This is a genomic window from Actinomadura sp. CNU-125 (genome assembly GCF_001942465.1).
GTDB lineage: Bacteria > Actinomycetota > Actinomycetes > Streptosporangiales > Streptosporangiaceae > Spirillospora.
This window is the reverse complement of the sequence record NZ_MKJY01000062.1, coordinates 1-19,907: the sequence shown is the minus strand read 5'-3', so window position 1 is coordinate 19,907 and position 19,907 is coordinate 1. Positions and strand designations below refer to the sequence as shown.

19 protein-coding genes and 3 pseudogenes are annotated in these 19,907 nt (G+C 73.3%); 14 read left to right on the top strand and 8 right to left on the bottom strand.

Going from position 1 to position 19,907, the window contains the following annotated elements:
- Positions 1 to 88 precede the first annotated feature (88 nt).
- From BJF79_RS08915 to BJF79_RS08900, 4 genes are read left to right on the top strand one after another with little or no spacing between them, the layout of a single operon-like run.
- Positions 89 to 1,399 (top strand): M16 family metallopeptidase, encoded by a 1,311-nt coding sequence (locus tag BJF79_RS08915; RefSeq protein WP_075896171.1) that lies wholly within the window; start codon positions 89 to 91, stop codon positions 1,397 to 1,399.
- A gap of 30 nt (positions 1,400 to 1,429) precedes the next feature.
- The gene (locus BJF79_RS08910; protein ID WP_075896169.1) at positions 1,430 to 1,804 is read left to right on the top strand and encodes a phage holin family protein; all 375 of its coding nucleotides are present in this window, start codon (positions 1,430 to 1,432) and stop codon (positions 1,802 to 1,804) included.
- Positions 1,805 to 1,833: 29 nt separating this feature from the next.
- Positions 1,834 to 2,571, top strand: coding sequence for a 4-hydroxy-tetrahydrodipicolinate reductase (gene dapB, locus BJF79_RS08905; protein WP_075896167.1), 738 nt, complete (start codon positions 1,834 to 1,836; stop codon positions 2,569 to 2,571).
- Positions 2,571 to 3,110, top strand: a complete 540-nt coding sequence (locus BJF79_RS08900; protein ID WP_075896165.1) for a transglutaminase-like domain-containing protein — start codon at positions 2,571 to 2,573, stop codon at positions 3,108 to 3,110. Before dapB ends, BJF79_RS08900 begins: the two co-directional genes overlap by 1 nt.
- Before the next feature lie 222 nt (positions 3,111 to 3,332).
- On the opposite strand, the gene BJF79_RS08890 is transcribed toward BJF79_RS08900, so the two are convergent.
- The 3 genes from BJF79_RS08890 to modA all read right to left on the bottom strand — a co-directional run bounded on the left by BJF79_RS08890 (position 3,333) and on the right by modA (position 6,933).
- Positions 3,333 to 4,013, bottom strand: a complete 681-nt coding sequence (locus BJF79_RS08890; protein WP_075896163.1) for a hypothetical protein — start codon at positions 4,011 to 4,013, stop codon at positions 3,333 to 3,335.
- A complete protein-coding gene (ftsH, locus tag BJF79_RS08885) occupies positions 4,004 to 6,088 on the bottom strand; it encodes an ATP-dependent zinc metalloprotease FtsH (RefSeq protein ID WP_083733281.1) in 2,085 nt (694 codons plus the stop codon). The genes BJF79_RS08890 and ftsH overlap by 10 nt, the downstream gene beginning before the upstream one ends.
- 68 nt (positions 6,089 to 6,156) lie before the next feature.
- Positions 6,157 to 6,933 (bottom strand): molybdate ABC transporter substrate-binding protein, encoded by a 777-nt coding sequence (modA, locus tag BJF79_RS08880; RefSeq protein WP_075896161.1) that lies wholly within the window; start codon positions 6,931 to 6,933, stop codon positions 6,157 to 6,159.
- A gap of 111 nt (positions 6,934 to 7,044) precedes the next feature.
- Here modA and BJF79_RS08875 point away from each other — a divergent pair, with 111 nt between their 5' ends.
- From BJF79_RS08875 to BJF79_RS08865, 3 genes are all read left to right on the top strand, one after another.
- Positions 7,045 to 7,725, top strand: a complete 681-nt coding sequence (locus BJF79_RS08875; RefSeq protein WP_075896159.1) for a uracil-DNA glycosylase — start codon at positions 7,045 to 7,047, stop codon at positions 7,723 to 7,725.
- Positions 7,726 to 7,822: 97 nt separating this feature from the next.
- Positions 7,823 to 8,113 (top strand): hypothetical protein, encoded by a 291-nt coding sequence (locus BJF79_RS08870; RefSeq protein ID WP_075896157.1) that lies wholly within the window; start codon positions 7,823 to 7,825, stop codon positions 8,111 to 8,113.
- Positions 8,080 to 8,874 (top strand): hypothetical protein, encoded by a 795-nt coding sequence (locus BJF79_RS08865; protein ID WP_158079128.1) that lies wholly within the window; start codon positions 8,080 to 8,082, stop codon positions 8,872 to 8,874. The genes BJF79_RS08870 and BJF79_RS08865 overlap by 34 nt, the downstream gene beginning before the upstream one ends.
- On the opposite strand, the gene BJF79_RS08860 is transcribed toward BJF79_RS08865, so the two are convergent.
- From BJF79_RS08860 to BJF79_RS65370, 5 genes and pseudogenes are all read right to left on the bottom strand, one after another.
- Positions 8,838 to 9,704 carry a 1,4-dihydroxy-2-naphthoate polyprenyltransferase gene (locus BJF79_RS08860; RefSeq protein WP_075896175.1) on the bottom strand — a complete coding sequence of 289 codons (867 nt, stop codon included), beginning with the start codon at positions 9,702 to 9,704 and terminating at the stop codon, positions 8,838 to 8,840. The genes BJF79_RS08865 and BJF79_RS08860 overlap by 37 nt on opposite strands.
- A 405-nt stretch (positions 9,705 to 10,109) precedes the next feature.
- Positions 10,110 to 11,330: pseudogene (locus BJF79_RS08855) on the bottom strand (MFS transporter); the annotation flags it as partial.
- 178 nt (positions 11,331 to 11,508) lie between these two features.
- Positions 11,509 to 12,027, bottom strand: coding sequence for a GNAT family N-acetyltransferase (locus tag BJF79_RS08850; protein WP_075896153.1), 519 nt, complete (start codon positions 12,025 to 12,027; stop codon positions 11,509 to 11,511).
- A 260-nt stretch (positions 12,028 to 12,287) separates the two neighbouring features.
- A pseudogene (locus BJF79_RS65375) lies at positions 12,288 to 12,392 on the bottom strand (CGNR zinc finger domain-containing protein); the annotation flags it as partial.
- Between the two features lie 65 nt (positions 12,393 to 12,457).
- Positions 12,458 to 12,772, bottom strand: a pseudogene (locus tag BJF79_RS65370) (ABATE domain-containing protein); the annotation flags it as partial.
- Positions 12,773 to 12,894: 122 nt separating this feature from the next.
- Here BJF79_RS65370 and BJF79_RS08840 point away from each other — a divergent pair.
- The 7 genes from BJF79_RS08840 to BJF79_RS08810 all read left to right on the top strand — a co-directional run.
- Positions 12,895 to 13,200: a hypothetical protein gene (locus BJF79_RS08840; protein ID WP_075896151.1), complete on the top strand. Its 306-nt coding sequence runs from the start codon at positions 12,895 to 12,897 to the stop codon at positions 13,198 to 13,200.
- The gene (locus BJF79_RS08835) at positions 13,197 to 13,559 is read left to right on the top strand and encodes a VOC family protein (RefSeq protein WP_075896149.1); all 363 of its coding nucleotides are present in this window, start codon (positions 13,197 to 13,199) and stop codon (positions 13,557 to 13,559) included. The genes BJF79_RS08840 and BJF79_RS08835 overlap by 4 nt, the downstream gene beginning before the upstream one ends.
- Positions 13,560 to 14,097: 538 nt before the next feature.
- Positions 14,098 to 15,111, top strand: a complete 1,014-nt coding sequence (locus tag BJF79_RS08830; RefSeq protein ID WP_262401741.1) for a hypothetical protein — start codon at positions 14,098 to 14,100, stop codon at positions 15,109 to 15,111.
- A 121-nt stretch (positions 15,112 to 15,232) separates the two neighbouring features.
- A complete protein-coding gene (locus BJF79_RS08825) occupies positions 15,233 to 15,439 on the top strand; it encodes a hypothetical protein (RefSeq protein WP_075896147.1) in 207 nt (68 codons plus the stop codon).
- A 356-nt stretch (positions 15,440 to 15,795) separates the two neighbouring features.
- Complete coding sequence (gene dapA, locus BJF79_RS08820) at positions 15,796 to 16,734, top strand: 4-hydroxy-tetrahydrodipicolinate synthase (protein ID WP_075896145.1); 939 nt, start codon at positions 15,796 to 15,798, stop codon at positions 16,732 to 16,734.
- Positions 16,731 to 18,416, top strand: a complete 1,686-nt coding sequence (locus BJF79_RS08815; RefSeq protein WP_075896143.1) for a ribonuclease J — start codon at positions 16,731 to 16,733, stop codon at positions 18,414 to 18,416. The genes dapA and BJF79_RS08815 overlap by 4 nt, the downstream gene beginning before the upstream one ends.
- A 300-nt stretch (positions 18,417 to 18,716) precedes the next feature.
- Positions 18,717 to 19,907 (top strand): DNA translocase FtsK 4TM domain-containing protein (locus BJF79_RS08810; RefSeq protein WP_262401740.1); only part of this gene is annotated, 1,191 nt, incomplete at its 3' end.

The following is a 19,907-nucleotide window of genomic DNA, read 5'->3' as shown; positions in this document are numbered from 1 at the left end:
CCGCCCGGGGCGGGCCGGTCGGCCGCTTTCCGGCCCGGCGCCCGCCGGCGCCGGGCACAGCGACCAGCAACCGGAGGATGAGCCAGCCGTGACGCTGCCGGCCCGGGCGCAGGAGCCCGGAAACACCACCACGATCCACACCGACGGCGCCGGCACGGTCCGCCGCACCGTCCTGCCCGGCGGGCTGCGCGTCATCACCGAGGCGATGCCGACCGTCCGGTCCGCGGCGTTCGGCATCTGGGCGTCCGTCGGCTCCCGCGACGAGGCCCCCGCCGACGCGGGAGCCTCGCACTACCTCGAACACGTCCTGTTCAAGGGGACGAAGCGGCGCTCCGCGCTGGAGATCTCCGCGGCGCTCGACGCGGTCGGCGGCGACCTCAACGCCTTCACCGCCAAGGAGTACACCTGCTACTACGCGCGGGTGCTGGACGCCGACCTGCCGCTCGCCGTCGACGTCGTGTCCGACATGGTCGCCGAATCGGTGAACCGCCCCGAGGACGTCGAGGCCGAACGCGGCGTCATCCTCGAAGAGATCCACATGCGCGACGACGACCCCGGCGACCTCATCCACGACGAGTTCGCCACCGCGCTCTACGGGGACACGCCCCTCGGCCGTCCCATCCTCGGCACCGAGGAGTCGATCAACGCGCTGTCGCGGGACCGCATCCACGGCTACTACCGCGACCGGTACGTCCCGCAGAACCTCGTCGTCGCCGTCGCGGGCAACGTCGACCACGACAAGGTCGTCGGGCTCGTCCGCGACGCGTTCGCCGAGCACCTCACCGGCGACGCCGTACCGTCCGGGCCCCGCGTGGGCGGCGCCCCCGCGGCCGCCGATCCGCGCACGGTCGTCCTCGACAAGGACACCGAGCAGGCCCACATCATCCTCGGCGGCCTCGGCGTGTCCCGCACCGACGACCGCCGGTTCGCCCTCGGCGTCCTCAACGCGGCGCTCGGCGGCGGCATGTCGTCCCGCCTCTTCCAGGAGATCCGGGAGAAGCGCGGCCTCGCCTACTCGGTCTACAGCTACACCGCCCAGTACGCCGACTCCGGCGTCTTCGGCGTCTACGCGGGCTGCCAGCCGTCCAAGGCCGAAGAGGTCCTGCAGATCTGCCGCGACGAGGTCGCCCGCGCCGGCGACCTCACCGCCGAGGAACTCGAACGCGGCAAGGGGCAGCTGCGCGGCGCCATGGTGCTCGGCCTGGAGGACACCGGCTCCCGGATGAGCCGCATCGCCAAGAGCGAGCTGGTCTACGAGTCGCTGATGCCCGTCGACGAGGTCCTCGCCCGCGTCGAGGCCGTCACGCTCGACGACGTCCGCGCCGTCGCCGCCGACGTGCTGGACGCGCCGCAGGCCCTCACCGTCATCGGCCCCGTGGGGGACGGCTTCGGCAGTTAACCGCCCGGCCTGCCGGGTAGGGCCCACCGCGTGAAGATCCTCATCAGAGTGGTGATCGCCGCGGTGGCGCTGTGGGTGGCGTCCGCGGTGGTGGACGGCATCGACCTCCAGGGCGGGTCCACCGGCGAGAAGGCGCTCACCCTCCTGGTGGTCGCGATCATCTTCGGCGTCATCAACGCCGTGCTGAAACCGATCATCAAGGTGCTGGGCTGCGCCTTCTACGTGCTCACCCTCGGCCTCATCGCGCTCGTGGTGAACGCCGCCCTGCTCATGCTGACGAGCTGGGTCGCCGACGAGATCGGCGTCCCCTTCCACGTCGAATGGTTCTGGCCCGCGTTCTGGGGCGCCATCATCGTCGGACTCGTGAGCTGGGTGCTCAACCTGTTCGTCGACGACGACCGGTAGGCTCGGGCCGACGCCGACAGGAGGAACACGTGATCAAGGTTGGGGTGCTGGGCGCGCAGGGCCGGATGGGCTCGGAGGTGTGCCGTGCCGTGCAGGGGGCCGACGACATGGAGCTCGTCGCCACCGTCGACGTGGGCGACGCGCTCGACTCGCTCGCGGCCGCCGAGGTCGTCGTCGACTTCACCCGCCCCGACGTCGTCATGGACAACCTCCGCTGGTGCGTCGACCACGGCGTGCACGCCGTCGTCGGCACGTCCGGCTTCGATGCGGCCCGCTGCGACACCGTCCGCTCCTGGCTGACCGACGGTACCGGCGCGAACGTCGTCATCGCCCCGAACTTCGGCATCGGCGCCGTCCTGATGATGCACTTCGCGCAGAAGGCCGCCCCGCTGTTCGAGTCCGTCGAGATCATCGAGACGCACCACCCGAACAAGGTCGACGCCCCGAGCGGCACCGCCCACCGCACCGCCGAACTCGTCGCCGCCGCGCGCGCCGAGGCGGCGGTCGGCCCCTCCCCGGACGCCACCACGTCCTCGCTCGACGGGGCGCGGGGCGCCGACGTCGACGGCGTCCGCGTGCACGCCGTCCGGATGTCCGGCGCGATCGCCCACCAGGAGGTCGTCCTCGGCGGCCACGGCGAGCTGTTCACCATCCGGCACGACTCCATGAACCGCGAGTCGTTCATGCCGGGCGTCCTGCTCGCCGTCCGCCGCGTCCCGAACCTCGACCGGCTCACGATCGGCATCGAGTCCCTCCTCGGCCTCTGATGGACTTCGCGGCCGACCCCTGGGACTACCTCGCCGCCTCGGACGCGATCGACATCGAGCACCCGCTCGTCCAGTCGATCGCCGCCGAACTGCGCACCGGCGACGACATCGCGTACGCGCACGCCGCGTTCGACCACGTCCGCGACCGGGTCGCGCACTCGATGGACGCGGGCGACCCCCGCGTCCCCTGGCGCGCCTCCGACGTCCTCGACCAGCGCGTGGGCCTCTGCTACGCGAAGTCCCACGCGTACGTGGCCCTGCTGCGCGCCGGCGGCGTCCAGGCGGGCCTGTGCTACCAGACCGTCTCCGGCGTCCTGCACGGCCTCACCGCCGCCCTCGTGGACGACCGCTGGGTCCTCCTCGACCCCCGGGGCAACAACGCGGACGTCGACGTGCGCTTCTCCGCGTCCGAGGACCGCCTCGCCTACCCGGACGTCCCCGTGCACCCCACGGTCTACGCGACCCCGCACCCGACCGTCCTGCGGACCCTCCAGACCATGCGGACCCTCGCCCCGGAAGCCCTCCCGACCAGCCTCTGAACACCCGCGCGGCGGCTCTACGGCCGGTTCTTCGACCTCGCGCGGACGGAGCGGCGCACGATCGTCCGGGCGATCACGTCGCCGCAGAACTCGGGATCGATCGCGTTCCACACCGCGCTGGGCTTCACCGCGACGGGGCCGGTCCCGGATTACGACGGCCCGTCAACGGATCGTGTCGTCTTCGAGCGACGCCTCGCGGAGCAGGACGGCTGACGTCGCGGTTCAGCGCTGGGGCGGCTTGCCGCTGTGCAGCGTCGACGGGTGGGCCTTGTAGGAGACGTCGATCTCGCGGCGCCTGGGGTCGTCGTCCGGAGTCAGGATGTGGGTGAGGGTGGTGATGAGGGCCGCGTGCCCCTTGCCGACGCCCTTCTGCCGCGGGCCCAGTTCGGCGGCCGCGAAGAATTCCGCGGCGGACGCGGCGAACGCCGTCCGGCTGCCGGTGAGGCAGAGGGTGCGTGCGTAGGTGACCGGACGCAGGTGGTCGCGGAAGCCGCGGTGGTGCGCGTGTTCCTCCCAGGTGAGCGCGTCGCGGGATGTCCGGTCCCGGTCGATGGGGACGGTCGTCGGGGTGCCGCCGGTCAGCGTGCGGCGGAGGCGGGGCCAGCCGGTGACGCGGAAGCCGAGCGAGTGGTGGACGAGGAGGAGGTCGACGCGTCCGCCGCAGTTCTCCAGGTATCCCTCGTAGCCCTCGATCGGCGCGCCCTCGCGCAGGGGGACGTGGACGATCGTGCGGCGTGCGGCGGCCGCGAAGGAGAACAGGGCGCCGAGGACGGTCAGGCCGTCGCGGTCGCCGACGAGCCAGCCGTACCCGTCCGGGTCGCTGAGGGCGGTGTGCCGCAGCGGCCTCCACGGCCGGACGATCCGGTGCCCCGGGCGCTCGAACCGGCGCAGCTTCAAGCGCATGCCGTCACGGTAGCGCCCGGGGCATCGACTCCCCAGGTGTTTTCGGCGGCCCTTCCGCCAGGGGGCCCGGCCGACTGCCTCGCGGTATTCGCCGGACCGGGCGTCCCCTGATCGAGTCGGTCACGACCCCGGCTCGGTCGTCGGGACGGTCCGGTCGATGCCGGCGCCGCGTAGGCGGCTTCCTCGTCGAGGGTTTCGTGTTCGAGGAGTTCGGCGGCGAGGGCGTCCAGCCGGTGGCGGTTGGCGCGCAGGGTCCGCAGGGCTTCGGCGTAGCACTCCTCGACGATGCGGCGGGCTTCGAGGTCGACGGCGTCGAGGGTGCCGGGGGCGGTGTGGCCGCCGATGGCGGCGTCGCCGTCGGCGGGGAGGATCGACAGGGGGCCGACCGCGGGGGACATGCCCCAGCGGCCGACCATGCCGCGCGCGATGCGCGTGACCTGTTCGAGGTCGCTTTCGGAGCCGGTGGTGACGACGCCGAAGACGAGCTCCTCGGCGGCCATGCCGCCGAGGGCGCCGATGATGCGGCCGCGCAGGTAGCGCTCGTCGTAGGCGTAGCGGTCGTCCTCGGGGGTGGAGAGGGTGACGCCGAGGGCGCGGCCGTGCGGGACGATCGTGATCTTGCGGACGGGGTCGGCGCCGGGCTGCAGCATGCCGAGGAGGCCGTGCCCGGACTCGTGGTAGGACGTGCGGCGCCGCTCCTCGTACGGCATCACGAGGGCGCGCCGGGTGCCGAGCTGGACCTTTTCGAGCGCCGCGCGGAAGTCGGGCATGTCGACGGCGGTCCCGTCGCGTTTGACGGCGAGGAGCGCGGCCTCGTTGACGAGGTTCGCGAGTTCGGCGCCGGTCATGCCGGGGGTCATCTTCGCGATCGCGGTGAGGTCGGCGCCGGGGGCGAGGGGGACGTCGCGGGCGTGCACGCGCAGGATCGCGACGCGGCCGTCGAGGTCGGGCGGGGAGACGGCGATGGTGCGGTCGAACCGGCCGGGGCGCAGCAGGGCCGGGTCGAGGACGTCCGGGCGGTTCGTCGCGGCGATCACGACGACGCCCTCGGAGCCGGTGAAGCCGTCCATCTCGGTGAGGATCTGGTTGAGGGTCTGCTCGCGCTCGTCGTGGCCGCCGAGGCCGGAGCCGCCGCGGGCGCGGCCGATGGTGTCGATCTCGTCGATGAAGATGATGGACGGTGCGGTCTTGCGGGCCTCGGTGAACAGTTCGCGGACGCGGGCGGCGCCGACGCCGACGACCATCTCGATGAACTCGGACGCGGCCGCGGAGTAGAACGGGACGTCGGCTTCGCCCGCGACGGCGCGGGCGAGGAGGGTCTTGCCGGTGCCGGGCGCGCCGGTCAGCAGGACGCCGCGGGGGATGCGGGCGCCCATCCTGCGGTACTTGCCGGGGTCGGAGAGGAAGTCGACGACCTCGCTCAGTTCGGCCTCGACCTCGTCGATCCCGGCGACGTCGGCGAACGTGGCGCGCTTCTCGTCCGGTTCGACGGGTTTGGGGGAGCGGCCGAAGCCCATCAGGCCGCCGCCTCCGCCCATGCGCCGCTGGAGCCAGACCATGAGGCCGAGCCAGACCCCGACGAACAGGAGGACGGGCAGGAGGGACAGCAGGAGGTTCGCCAGGAGGCCGCGGCCGTCGTCGGGTTCGGCCTGGACGACGACGCCCTGCTTCACCATCTGCGCGTAGATGTCGTCGTCGGCGAACGCGGGCCGCAGCGTCTCGAAGGACGTGTAGGCGCCGTCGTCGTCGCCGGGGACCGGCTGCTCTTTCTTCAGCCGTCCCTGGATCTGGAAGCCCTGCGTGTAGACCTTCTCGACGTTCCCGGCGGCGACCTGGCGGGCGAAGGCCGTGTACGGGACGGTGGCGCGGTCCTCGCGTCCGGTGACGTGCAGGAGGACGTAGCTGATCCCGAAGACGATGATGAGCAGCGTCCAGAACAGGTAGGTGTTGCGGCCGGGGCGCCACCCGCGGCGCCCGTCGGGGACGCCTTCGGCGCGCCACGGGTGGTCCGGGGGCGTCTCGTCGGAGCCCGTGCGCGGCGCGTCGGGCCCGGTGGCGGGTCGCTTGTCCGGCACGTGCGGCGGCTCCCTGTGCGGCGCGTCTCAGGAACCGGTGTTTTCCCTGGTCGGGACGTGTGAAACCGCTACTGCGGCGCGTCGGGCACAGGGAATCCGTGCTTGTGGAACAGCGCGCGGGCGGTGCGGCCGGTGAGCCACGAGATGAAGGCGTTCGCGGCCTTCTCCTGCCCGCCGCCCTCGACGGCCGCCGCCGGGTAGGACGTGACGACGTTCGCGTCCGCCGGGATCGGGACGCTGCTCGCGGCGACCCCGGCCGAGCGCATGTCGGTCAGGAAGACGATGCCGGTGTCGGCGTCTCCGGCGCGGACGCGGTCGAGGACGGCGCGGGCGCCGACCTCCACGGACGTCCACCGCAGGTTCTGCAGGCCCGCGTTGCGCAGCAGCTCGGCGGCGTAGCGGCCCGCGGGGGCGGCGGCGGAGCCGGCGGCGGTCCGCAGCCCCGGACGGGCGAGGTCGGCGAGCCCGCGGACGCGCAGCGGGTTGCCGGGGGCGACGGCGATCGTCATCGAGTTGTGCGCGACGGTGCGGCGGCGGCCGCCGAGATACTCGTCGGCCTCGTTCATCGCGGCGGCGTCGGCGGTGACGAGCACGTCGGCGGGGGACAGGTCGGACAGCCGGCCCGCCATCTCCGTGGAAGCGCCGAACACGAACCGCACGTCGACGTCCGGGACGGCGTGCTCGTACGCCGTCTCCATCTCGCCGAACACCTCGGTGAGCGAGGAGTCGGCGTACACGGTGAGCGTCGTGCCGCCGGGGGAGCGGTCGCCGCACGCCGCGGTGAGACCGAGCAGGGCGAGCAGGACGGACGCGAGGGCGCCGCGCCGACGGGGGGAGTCCGGCATATGGCCCGATCTTAGAGCCGTGGGGCGTTCGTCCGGCTCATTCCGGTCTGGCGTGTCAGTGCGCGGCGCTAGTGTTTTCGCCGAAGACGATGACCTTGACGGAGGCCGACGATGTCCCTCGACCTGATGGAACTGCTGCCCGGCGACTGGCGGGCGAGGCTCGATCCGCTGCTGGACCCGCTCGCCACGGCGACGCTGGGCGCGTTCGTCGCGGGCGAGTACGAGGAGCAGACGGTCTATCCGCCGCGCGAGGACCTGTTCAACGCGTTCCGGTGCTGCTCGTTCGAGGACGCCCGGGTGCTGATCCTCGGCCAGGACCCCTACCACGGGCCGGGGCAGGCGCACGGGCTGAGCTTCAGCGTGCGCGACGGGGTGCGGCTGCCGCCGTCCCTGCGCAACATCTACAAGGAGCTGGCCGCCGACCTGGAGATCCCCGCGGCGGCGTCCGGCGACCTGACCCGCTGGGCCGACCAGGGCGTGCTGCTGCTGAACGCGGTGCTGACGGTCCGCGGCGGGGAGGCCGGGGCGCACGCCGGGAAGGGCTGGGAGGACTTCACCGACGCGGCGATCCGGGCGCTGAACGACAAGTCGGAGCGGGTCGTGTTCGTGCTGTGGGGCGCCTACGCCCGCAAGAAGGCGCGGCTGATCACCGGCGCGCACCACACCGTGATCGAGTCGGCGCACCCGAGCCCGCTGAGCGCGAAGAAGTTCTTCGGGACGCGGCCGTTCAGCGCGGTGAACAAGGCCCTGGTGGACGCGGGCCGCAGCGAGATCGACTGGGCGCTGGGTTAGGACGTCCGGCGGGTTCACCCGCGCGGGGGAGGCCGGGCGGACGGTTTCGCCGCGGCGGGGGAGGCGCGGCGTCGCGGTGGGGGCCGACGATCGTGGCATGACGGTCACAGCTCATCCACTGCCGGGACGCGCGGCCCCGCGGCGGTCGCCGGGACGCCTCCGGCTCGCCGTGTGCGCCGCGACGATCGCGGCGTGCGTCCCCTACCTGACGATCAAGCTCGCCTGGCTGTCCGGCAGCACCGTGGGCTGGAACGACACCGACGCCGCACAGGACTCCGCCCTGTACGTCGGCAACCTGGTCACGATGCTGATGGACGCGGCCGCGGTCGCCGTCGCGCTGGCGTTCACGTTCCGGTGGGGGCTGCGGCTGCCGCGTGGCTGGTGCTGACGCCGATCTGGGTCGCCGCCGGGCTGCTCGCGCCGATCGCGATCGCGGTGCCCCCGGCCGCCGTGGTCATGGCGTTCACCGACCCGGCCCCGGCGTCCGGCGGTCCGGAGGCCATGCAGGGCTGGGTGTTCGGTGTCGTCTATACCGGCTTCACGCTTCAGGGCATCGGTCTGCTCACGGCGTTCGTGCTGTACGCGCGCGTCCGCTGGGGCGACGTCCTGTCCGCGCGCACACGGGACGTCGCAGTCGGCGCCACGCACGGTCTGCAGGGGCTTCTGGTGCGCACGGCCATGGTGTTCGCGGTCGTGTTCGCCGCGGCGAACCTCTACTGGGCGTTCGGCGGGACCGCGGGACGCCCGGACGGTCCGACGGGCGACATGAACGTCGCCCAGCACGTCCTCGCCGGGGCGGGCGGGGTGCTGGCGGTGGCGGGCGCGGCCGCGCTGCTGCTCGTCCTGCGGCGGCCGGACCGCCCGCGCCGGTTCGTGCGGCCGCTGGCGGTGGCCTGGATCGGGTCGGCGGCGACGTTCGCGTGGCCGCTGTACTCGCTCGTCATCGTGCTGGCCCAGCCGGGCGACATGGGGCACGACACGGCGGCCGCGACGAGCCTGACCTCGCTCGCGGGCATGTTCGCCGGGCTGCTGACGGGTCTCGCGGGCGCCGCCCTGCTCGCCGAGCACGGTGCGGCCCGCACCGAGGGCCGCACGGACGGGGCGTCCGGCCGTCAGAGCGCCAGGCCGACCGCCAGCAGCACCCCGTAGGCGATCTGCAGCCGGCCGGTCTCGCCCAGCACCGGGATGAGGGCGGGGCCGTCCGCGCCGTTCATCACCTTCTGCGTCGGCGGGATCGACAGCGGCGCCGCGAGCAGCGCGAGCAGCGCCCACGGGTGCGGGGCGGCGAGCGCCAGCACCACCATGAACGGCAGCGCGGTGCACGCCGCGTACAGGATCCGGGTCCACGGGCCGCCGAGCAGGACCGCGAGGGTGCGCTTGCCGGACTCCCGGTCGGTCGGGATGTCGCGCAGGTTGTTGGCGACCAGCATCCCGCAGGCGAGCAGGCCGACCGGCACCGCCGCGACCCACGCCTCCCACGGCAGCCCCTCGACCTGCACGTACACCGTCCCGACGACGGCGACGAGGCCGAAGAACACGAACACCGACACCTCGCCGAACGCCCGGTACCCGTAGGGCGTCTTCCCGCCGGTGTAGAACCAGGCCGCCAGGATCGCGACCGCGCCCACCAGCAGCAGCCACCAGGTCGTCACGGCCGCGAGCACCAGCCCGGCCACGGCGGCGACCAGGAAGCAGCCGAGGGCCGCCGCCAGGACCTGCTTCGGCGGCGCGACCTTGGAGCCGACGAGCCGCAGCGGCCCGACCCGGTCCTCGTCGGTGCCGCGGACACCGTCGCTGTAGTCGTTGGAGTAGTTCACCCCGATCTGCAGCACGAGCGCGACTACCGCCGCGAGGAGCGCGCGCCACCAGACGGCCGCGCCCTCGCCGACGGCGATGCCGGTGCCGACGACGACGGGGACGAGGGACGCGGGGAGGGTGCGGGGCCGCGAACCGGCGACCCATTGGGACAGCGTGGCCACAGTTACCGCTCGTTCCGGTCGACGACAGGGGGACTCAGGAGTTCGATTCTTCCCGATGGGATTCGCCGCCGGGACGCAGCCGCAGCGACAGGACCAGCCCGAGCGCGAGGATCCCCGCTGTGACCAGCGCACCGTCGCGGGCGGCGGCGGCGAGGCTCGCGTCGGCGCGCGCGCGGCGGCCTCCATGCCGGACGTCGCGTGCAGGTCGCGCGCGTACGTCCCGGCGCTGTCCCGCAGCTCGGAGACGATCGTGTCGCGCGCCGCCGCGGGCGTCCCGGACGCCGCCAGCTCGTCGTCCATCGAGTGCCCGAGGCTCGTCGCGAACACCGTCCCGATCACCGCGATGCCGAGCGCCGCGCCGACCTGCCGGGCGGTGGACTGGGTGCCGGACGCCTGCCCGGACTTCGCCGCCGGGACGTCCGCGAGCGACACGTTCGTCAGCTGCGCCGACGTCAGCCCGAGGCCGAGCCCGTACAGCAGCATCCAGGGCGCGAGCCCGAACCCGCCGGTGGTCGCGGAGATCGTCAGGGCGAGGCCGAGGACGGCGGCGACCTCCAGCACCATGCCGATCTGCACGACGCGGTGCGGACCCCGCCGGTTCGCGAGCCGCCCCGCGTACCCGCCGGTCAGGAACGCGCCGACGGCCAGCGGCAGGATCGCGACGCTGATCTGCAGCGGGTTCGTGCCGTGCACGCCCAGCAGGAACAGCGGCAGGACGAACAGCAGCCCGAGTTCGCCCACGTTGATGAGCGACGACGCGAGGTTGCCGTGCCGGAAGTTCGGGATGCGGAACAGGTCGATGTCCAGCATGACCGGACGCCCGGCCGCCGCGCGAGACCGTTCCACGACCACGAGCGCCGTCAGCAGGACGATGCCCAGCCCCAGGACGACCGGGACGGGCGACAGGCCCGTGTCCGGCCAGTCGAACCCGGCCATCGTGAACGGGCGCGTGCTGCTCCACCAGCCGTAGGTCTGGCCCTCGATCAGCCCGCAGACGAGCGCGCCCAGGCCCAGCGCGGACAGCAGCCCGCCCGCCCAGTCGATCTCCCGCAGCACGCCGCCGCGCCGCCGCCCCTCGGGGCGCGGCGAATCGGGGCGGGTCCGCGTCTCCGGCATGAGCCACAGCGCCCCGGCGATGAGCGCGACACCGAGCGGCAGGTTGATCCCGAACGCCCAGCGCCAGCCGCCGCCCGCCGCGACCGCGCCGCCGAGCAGCGGCCCGAGCGCCGCCATCCCGCTGATCAGCGACCCCCAGATGCCGAACGCGATCGCGCGGTCCCGCCCGGTGAACACCGCGTTCACGGTGGACAGCGTCGCCGGCATGACCATGGACGCGCCGACGCCCTGCAGGGCGCGCGCGCCGAGCAGCGCCGAACCGTCCTGCGCGAGGGCCGCGCCGACGCTCGCGACCGCGAACACCGCGACGCCGAGGACGAACATCCGGCGCCGTCCGAACAGGTCGCCCGCGCGCCCGAACGGGATCAGCAGCGCCGCGAAGACGAGCGAGTAGACGGAGGTGACCCATTCGGCGTCCGTCGTGGTGAGCCCGAGCCCCCCGATGATGTTCGGCAGCAGCACGCCGACGATCGTGGCGTCCACGACGATCAGCGAGACGCCGAGGCTCATCACCACCATGCCGAGCCAGCGTCGGTGGTCGGCGGGCCGCGCCGCAGAGCCGGGGACCGGCTCGGCGACCCGCGCGGAGGCGTGCGGCGGCGTCATGGAGGTGGACTTGGGCACGACCTCCAAGATATTGCCGGGGCGCGGATGCCCGGCACCGACCCCTCCCGAAGGCCGATCGCCCTCAGCCCGCGCCGGTGCCGGTGGTGTCGGTGCCGACGGTGCCGGTGTCGCTGATATCGGTGTGCAGCCGGATCTGCCGGACGGGCTCGCCCATGTCGAGCGTCCGCGCCGTGCCGTCCGGTGCCCAGCCCGCCGACCCGAGGAACGCCCGGGTGACCGAGTCGTCCTCGAACGTCCAGGTGAGGAGCGTCGTGACGCCGTCCTCGCGCAGCATGTCGACCGTGGCGGCCAGCAGCCGGCTGCCGTGCCCGGCGCGCCCGTGCAGCGGGTCGACGAGCAGGGTGATCAGCTCGGCGGCGGTGCCGGGGTCGTGGTCGGCCTCCTCGGCGGGGCCGTGCGCCGCGAACCCGACGACCAGGTCGGCGGCGACGGCGACGAGCAGCCGGTGCCGCGGGGTCGGCGGCGCCGTCGCGGCCTCCGCCCACCGCTCCCGCCAGGCGTCCCGCGCGGCGGGCGAGGTCACCTCCGCGAGGACCGCCTCGGGCAGCAGGTCGCGGTAGCCCTGCCGCCACGTCCGCACCTGGACGTCGGCGACGGCGGCGGCGACGGCGCGCGGCGGGCGGGCCGCACGCCGACATCTGGCCCGTTGGCAGCCATGGTGCGCTGTCCTCTCGTCCGGAAGATCACCGCCCACCCTAGGACGCGCCGGGCGCGGGTGGAGCCGCGCGCCTCCGCTCAGCCGTCGGCGGGTCCGGCGGCCCGCCCGGACGTGGAGGCGCGGCGGCGGGCGCGGTAGGCGCGGGTCTTCGTCCGGTTCCCGCAGGTGCTCATGTCGCACCAGGAGCGCGACCGGTTCTTGGAGGTGTCGAGGAACGCCCAGAGGCAGGTGTCCTCGTGGCAGACCTTGAGGCGGGGCCACGTGCCGTCGGCGGACGCGTCGGCGATCGCGCGGCGATGCGGGCGAGCCCGGCGGCGACGGTCCCGGGCGCGACGGCCGGACGCAGCGCGGGGCGCGGGCCCGCGGCCAGCGTGACGCGCAGGGGGAGCGCGCCGAGGGCCTCCTCCAGGTCGCCTGGGAGGTCGGGGGTGCCGGGGGCGGCCCCGCGGTGGTTGCCGAGCATGGCCGCGCGCAGGCCCTCGCGCAGCGCGAGCGCGGTGCCGAGGTCGCCGTCCGACGCCGCCGTCCCGGACGGGACGAGCGCGCGTCCGGCGAGCCATCCGGCGAGGTCCGCGGGCGTCGCCAGGCCCTCGGTGCCCGCGTCGATGTTGAGCGTGTTGACGAAGTCCCGCAGCAGCAGTGCGGGGTCCGCGTGCGCGTCGGCCATCTCCCCTCCCGCCGTTCATTGAACACCCTATCCGATGCGACACCATCATTCTCGGATAGCCGGTTGCATTCCTCCGACACCGGCGTTACGGTTTCACTGGTGTCAACGGAAGGGAGAGCGCGATGAGAGCGCTGAACGACCTGGCGAGCCTCGCGACGCGTGGAGAGTGGGCGCGGCGGGAACACGCCAGGCTGCAGGCGGAGGCGGTCGAGGCACGGCTCGCCGCACGCGCCGACGCCGCCGGGCCGGCCGTGCGGCTCCGCCGCTGGCTGACCGGCGGGGTGTCCGGACGGCTCGGCGCGGCCCGTCGGGGCGCGCGCACCGCACGTCCCGTCCGTCCCGTCCGTCCGGTCACGCCGGTGGGCGGCTGCCGCAGGGCCGCCGCCAGCTCTTTCCACGTCGCTCGAACCGCAGGAGGAACCCGATGACCGAAACGACGCCGAAGGTGGGCAACCTCGTCTTCGACTGCACGGACCTGGAGGCCATGGCCGCGTTCTGGGGAGGGCTGCTCGGGATGAAGGAGACCTCGCGCGATGAGGACTGGCTCGACCTGGAGCCTCTCGAGGGGCACGGCCCGGTGCTGTCGTTCCAGCTCGTCCCGGAGCACAAGACGATCAAGAACCGGATCCACCTCGACCTGGAAGCGGCCGACATCCGGGCCGCGGGAGAGCGGGCGCGGCGGCTCGGCGCGTCCCCGGCCGGTGAACCGATGGGGAGCCCCGAGGCGCCCTTCCGGGTCTGGCGCGACCCGGAAGGCAACGAGTTCTGTTTCGTGACGGCCGGTTAGCGCGCGGGGCCGCCGGAGCGGGCTCAGTCCTTGACGATCTGGGCCAGCAGGGTGACGACGCCGACCCCGACGGCGATGGGAATGGCGGCCTCGGGGGCGGCGCGCAGATGCCGGCGGCCGCCAGGGCGACCAGGACGATGAGCAGGGCCCGCGTGGTGATCAGCGGGCCGGGAGCGGCCGGGCCGGGCGGCGGAGGCCCGGGCGGCGGAGGCCCGGGTGCCGCGGGTCCGGGCGGCTCGGGCGGCGGTGCGTCCGCCCGCGGGCGCGGGCCGAGGGTGGCCCGTCTGTCGGATCGTGCTCGCATGTCGGCTCGACCTCCGTCCACCGCGTCGGGTGTGGTCAACGGATGATTCCCCGGTTGTGAACCCCGCTCGCGTCCGTGCCGGAGGGCGGACCAAAGCATGATCGATTTATGGACGGCAGGTGCCCCGCCCGTGGTCATCGACCGTTCCACGTGACGCGGGATGCCTGAAGTACGCGGATCGTCCGCGATCATTGCGGGATGACAGGGACCGTACGGAAAAGCCGGGTCCGGCGCGTGCTGCGCCGGGCGGGCTGGGCGGTGGCGTTCGTCCTCGGCCTGATCCTCCTCGCACCGGTCGCGGCGTGGGCGTGGTGGCAGCCCGAGCCGAAGGCGTGGGGAACCGGCACCAACGCGATGTGGGCGCGGCACCAGTGGGTGGGGGAGCCGCACACGGACGCCGAGTACCGCGAACTCGCGGAACTGCTGGAGGCCAACCGCATCACCGACGTGTACTTCCACACCGGCCCGTTCGAGGCGGACGGCACCGTCCCGCCGGAGAAGTACCGGCACGCGGGCGCGCTGATGGACGCGATGGAGAAGTACGCGCCGGACGTGCGGACCCAGGCGTACCTCGGGCAGATCCGCGTGGTCGAGGGCGAGGGGGTCATCGAGATCGACGACCCGGCCGTCCGCGCGGAGATCCTGCGGACCGACGAGATCTTCCTCGACCTCGGGTTCGACGGCATCCACTACGACCTCGAACCGATCTACCCGGACGACGAGGCGTTCCTCGACCTGCTCGACGCCACCCGGAAGCTCACCCTCGAACGGGACGCGCTGCTGTCGGTCGCGCTGGAGCAGCCGACGCTCGTCGACTCCTTCCAGCCGGTCTACGAGGCGTTCCTCCCGCGGCAGGGGCGTTTCCACTATCCGGCCCGGCCCACCGAGGACTTCCTGCTGGAGGTCGCGGGCAAGGCCGACCAGGTCGCGATCATGACCTACGACGTGGCGCTGCCGACCAGGTCCCTCGCGGGCTGGCACTTCGCGCGGCACACCCGCGCCACGCTGGAGCTCATCGGCGACCGCACCACCGTGTTCATCGGCGTCCCCACCTACGCGCCCCTCATGCCGTGGGCCGAGGACCCGGAGGTCGCGCTGCGCGGGATCCGGCGCGGCATCGACGGGCTCGACCGGCCGCCGGAACGTCCGTACGGCGTCGGGATCTACGCCGCCTGGACCACGAACGCGGACGAATGGGCGCATTATCGTGCGAATTGGCTTCCGCCGGAGACAGCGAAGGTTGGCTGACGGGCAACCCGTCCGCGACGTTCCGCGAGCCCGTGCGCGCAGGTAGAAAGGGGCGGGTACACGGACTCCGCCGGGGTAGACCCCGGCGTGGCGACGGCACGAGGAAGTGGGGACGAGGCCGATGAGCATTCAGCAGACCGCGCGGCACGACGGCGACCGCCTCGGCGAGCTGTCGGCGGAGTTCACCGGATGGCGGATCGGCCGCGGCGGATCCGGCTGCTGGTGGGCCGTCCGGGGCAACGATCTCGTCCGCACTCCGGACGTCGAGGAGTTGCGCGTCCGGCTGCGCGAGATCGCGTCGTCCGTCCCCCCGGCGGCCGACGCCTGACGGACGGGCTCGGCCGGGGTCCGACGGGCTCCCGGCGGGCTCCCGGCGGTGTCCGGCGAGGAGCCTTCGCGGGAGCCTTCGCGGGCCCGCTGCCCAGGGCCGATGTCGGCTATGGGTGCGTTATGCAACCGAGTCCGGAGAGTGGCCGGACCGACCCCGTAGCAAGGCGTTCGCGTGCCACGATGTGGATGGAGCCGCCGCCACGCGTACCCCCGAGCGTGTGGCGGCGGCTTCTCCGCACGCCCCCCCGGCACGGCCCGTCCGGCCGCCCGCCGCAAAGGGGCAATCCGGGAGGCTTTGCCCGGACGCCGACCTGCGGGTCCAAGGGGAACGGCCGGAGCGGTACCGTTCGTACCATGGCACCCAGCACATCCACCGACGCTCCGTTCGGACGGATGCTGACCGCGATGGTCACCCCGTTCCTGCCGGACGGCGGCGTCGACTACGACGGCGCCGCGCGCCTCGCGACCCACCTGGTCGACGAGCGGCGCCACGACGGCCTGGTCGTCAACGGGACGACCGGAGAGTCGCCGACGACGAGCGACGACGAGAAGCAGAAACTGCTGCGCGCGGTCATCGACGCGGTCGGCGACCGCGCGGTGATCATCGGCGGCGCTGGGACGAACCACACCGAGCACACCCTGAAACTCGCGCGGCAGGCCGAGGCCGCCGGCGCGCACGGGCTCCTCGTGGTCACGCCTTACTACAACAAGCCCCCGCAGGAGGGCCTCGTCCGCCACTTCACGGCGGTCGCCGACGCCACGGGCCTGCCGTGCATGCTGTACGACATCCCCGGGCGCGCCGGGGTGCCCATCCAGAACGACACGCTGGTGCAGCTCGCCGAGCATCCGCGGATCATCGCCGTCAAGGACGCCAAGGGCGACCTGTTCGGCGCGTCCCGGGTGATGGCCGAGACCGACCTGGTCTGGTACTCCGGCGACGACATCCTGAACCTGCCGTGGCTGTCGGTCGGCGCGGCCGGATTCGTCAGCGTGGTCGGTCACGTCGTGGGTACCGAACTGCATGAGATGATCGACGCCCATCTCGACGGCGAGCACGCGCGGGCGCTGGAGATCCACCGCCGGCTGCTGCCCGTGGTCGCCGCGATCATGACCCGCACGCAGGGCGCCATCGCCGTCAAGGCAGCGCTGAACCTGCTCGGCCTTCCCGGAGGCGGCCCGCTCCGCGCTCCGCTGGTGGAGGCCGCGCCCGAGTTCGTGGCGCAGCTGCAAGAAGACCTCACCAATGGAGGAGTCAAAGTGTCCGAGGTCGCCATTCCGGAGGTCGCCCGGTGAGTCATCCTCACCCGGAGCTCTCGGACCCGCCCGCGCCGCCCGAGGACGGCCTGCGCATCGTCGCGCTCGGCGGCCTCGGGGAGATCGGCCGCAACATGACGGTCTTCGAGTACGGCGGCCGCCTGCTCGTGGTCGACTGCGGCGTGCTCTTCCCCGAGACCGAGCAGCCGGGGATCGACCTGATCCTGCCCGACTTCGACTACATCCGGGACCGCCTGGACGACGTCGAGGCGATCGTCCTGACGCACGGGCACGAGGACCACATCGGCGCCGTCCCGTACCTGCTGCGGGAACGCCGCGACATCCCCGTGATCGGGTCGAAGCTGACGATGGCGCTGCTGGAGGCCAAGCTCGGCGAGCACCGCATCAAACCGGTCGTCGACGTCGTCGCCGAGAGCGAGCGGCGCACGCTGGGACCGTTCGACTGCGAGTTCCTGGCGGTCAACCATTCGATTCCGGACGCCCTCGCCGTCGCCGTCCGCACGCCCGCCGGGGTCGTGCTGCACACCGGCGACTTCAAGATGGACCAGCTTCCCCTGGACGGCCGGCTCACCGACCTGCCCGGGTTCGCGCGGCTCGGCACCGAGGGCGTCGACCTGCTGATGTCGGACTCGACCAACGCCGAGGTCCCCGGGTTCGTCGCCAGCGAGCGCAACATCGGCCCGGTCGTCGACGAGGTGTTCCGCACCGCCGAGGGCCGGCTGATCGTCGCGTGCTTCGCCTCGCACATCCACCGCGTGCAGCAGGTGCTGGACGCCGCCGTCGCCAACGGCCGCCGGGTGTGCTTCATCGGACGGTCGATGGTGCGGAACATGGGCGTCGCGCGCGAGCTCGGCTACCTGACGGTCCCCGAGGGGATCATGATCGAGCCGAAGCAGCTGGACGACGTCCCGCCCGACAACCTGGTCCTGGTGTGCACCGGCTCGCAGGGCGAGCCGATGTCGGCGCTGTCGCGGATGGCCAACCGCGACCACCAGATCCGCATCACCGACCGCGACACCGTCATGCTGGCGTCGTCCCTCATCCCCGGCAACGAGAACGCCGTCAACCGCGTCATCAACGGCCTCACCCGCTGGGGCGCGCGCGTCGTCCACAAGGGCAACGCGCTCGTGCACGTGTCCGGGCACGCGTCGGCGGGCGAGCTGCTGTACGTCCTGAACGTGACGAGGCCGGGCAACTTCATGCCGATCCACGGCGAGTGGCGGCACCTGCGCGCGCACGCGAAGCTCGCGATGCTCACCGGCGTCCCCGAGGACAACGTCGTCATCGCCGAGGACGGCGTCGTCGTCGACCTCGTCGACGGGACCGCGAAGATCGTCGGCGCCGTCCCCGCCGGGTACGTGTACGTGGACGGGCTGTCGGTCGGCGAGGTCACCGAGACGTCCCTGAAGGACCGCCGGATCCTCGGCGAGGAGGGGTTCGTCTCCATCGTCGTCGGCATCGACTCGTCCTCCGGCAAGGTGGTGGCCGGGCCGGAGATCCACGCGCGCGGCGCGGGCATCGTCAACGAGGACTTCGAGGACGTCCTCGAACGGATCGAGAACGCCCTCGCCGACGCGGCGGGCGACGGGGTCAACGACCTGCACCAGATCAACCAGCTCGTCCGCCGCACGGTCGGCAAGTGGGTGAGCGAGAAGTACCGCCGCCGCCCGATGATCATCCCGGTGGTCGTCGAGGTGTAGGACGGCCGGGCGTGTCACGGGGCGGGCGCTCCGCGACACGCCCGTTCGCCGTCCCGGGCCGCCCCCCGATGCTTGGTTACTCTCGTAACCATGGCCACACGTGCGTCCGGAGAGGCGAAGTCCTCCTCGCGCGCCGGGGGCAACACGGCTCGCCGACCCGCTGGGTCGTCCCCCCGGAAGCGACCGAGCGGCAACAGCGGAAACGGCAGGAGCGGAGGGAAGGCGGCGCCGAAGGGCAGGGGCGGCGCGGCGAAGGGCGGCCGGTCCGGCGGCAGGACCGCCAAGCCCGACCCGATCCCGATGGCGTTCCTCGGGTTCTTCAAGCTGCTGCTCAAGCTCTGGCAGCTCGCGGCCGTGACCGTCGGCTCGGTGTTCCGCGCGTACGGCCACGGCGCCCGCAACCTCGACCCCGAGCATCGCCGCGACGGGCTCGGGCTCGCGCTGCTCGGCTCCGCGATCGTGGTCGCCTCGGTGACCTGGTTCCGGCCGGACGGCGTCGTCACCGTCGCGCTCGAGAAGGTGATCCGCGGCGGGCTGGGCATCATCGCGATGGGCCTGCCCGTCCTGCTGGGCCTGCTGGCGTGGCGGACGCTGCGCCATCCCGAGCACCACGAGGACACCGGACGCATCGTCATCGGCATCACCGCGCTCGGCGCGGGTGTGCTCGGCATCCTGCACCTGGCCGCCGGGGTCCCGTCCCCGGCCGACGACATGGCGGCCGTCCGCGAGGCGGGCGGCGTGCTCGGCTGGATCGTCTCGGCGCCGCTGGACACCGCGCTCAGCGGCTGGGTGGCCGTCCCGCTGCTGCTGCTCCTGTCCGGCTTCGGGCTGCTGGTCGTCACCGCCACCCCGATCAACAGGGTCCCCGACCGGCTCGCCGAACTGTGGTCGGTCGCCACACTGCAGGGACGTCCCGAACCGGCCGGGGGCACCCGCGACGCGGAGGACGCGGAGGAGACGGCGGAGGAGGGCGGGGCGGCGCCGCGCAAGCGCCGCCGCAAGAAGGCCAAGGCGGGCGACGACGACGCGGAGAACGGGGAGCTGGAGGTCGGCGAGCACTCCCGGCCGTACGACTCGCCGCTGCTGGACGAGGACGGCGGGTCCGGGACGTCCGGGCGGGCCGGTGCGTCCGGGAAGCCCGCGCCGACCCGCCGCGACCTCGCCGACGAGCTGTTCGACCCGGACCCGTTCGGTGCCGAGGTCCCGCCGCCCGCACCGCCCGGCGACGACGACGCCTACCCGTTCGACGCGCCCGCCGACGAGGCCCCGGCGCCCGGACCGGACGCGCCCGGCCACGACCCGTCCGAGCACGGTGCGTCCGAGCAGGGGGCGTCCGAACGCGAGATCCCCGACCCGACCCCGGCGCCGCGCGGCTCCGAGCAGTTGCCGCTGTCGTCGTCCGGCGAGATCTACCTGCTGCCCGAGCCGTCGGCGCTGCGGCCGGGCAGCACGACCAAGCCGCGCACCAAGGCCAACGACACCGTCGTGAAC

Excerpts from the sequence above, each read along its gene's own strand:
- BJF79_RS08900 (WP_075896165.1), top strand. The coding sequence starts at position 2,571 with ATGGACTTCGCGGCCGACCCCTGGGACTACCTCGCCGCCTCGGACGCG.
- BJF79_RS08890 (WP_075896163.1), bottom strand. The coding sequence starts at position 4,013 with ATGCGCTTGAAGCTGCGCCGGTTCGAGCGCCCGGGGCACCGGATCGTC.
- modA (WP_075896161.1), bottom strand. The coding sequence starts at position 6,933 with ATGCCGGACTCCCCCCGTCGGCGCGGCGCCCTCGCGTCCGTCCTGCTC.
- BJF79_RS08875 (WP_075896159.1), top strand. The coding sequence starts at position 7,045 with ATGTCCCTCGACCTGATGGAACTGCTGCCCGGCGACTGGCGGGCGAGG.
- BJF79_RS08870 (WP_075896157.1), top strand. The coding sequence starts at position 7,823 with ATGACGGTCACAGCTCATCCACTGCCGGGACGCGCGGCCCCGCGGCGG.
- BJF79_RS08840 (WP_075896151.1), top strand. The coding sequence starts at position 12,895 with ATGAGAGCGCTGAACGACCTGGCGAGCCTCGCGACGCGTGGAGAGTGG.
- BJF79_RS08835 (WP_075896149.1), top strand. The coding sequence starts at position 13,197 with ATGACCGAAACGACGCCGAAGGTGGGCAACCTCGTCTTCGACTGCACG.
- BJF79_RS08825 (WP_075896147.1), top strand. The coding sequence starts at position 15,233 with ATGAGCATTCAGCAGACCGCGCGGCACGACGGCGACCGCCTCGGCGAG.
- dapA (WP_075896145.1), top strand. The coding sequence starts at position 15,796 with ATGGCACCCAGCACATCCACCGACGCTCCGTTCGGACGGATGCTGACC.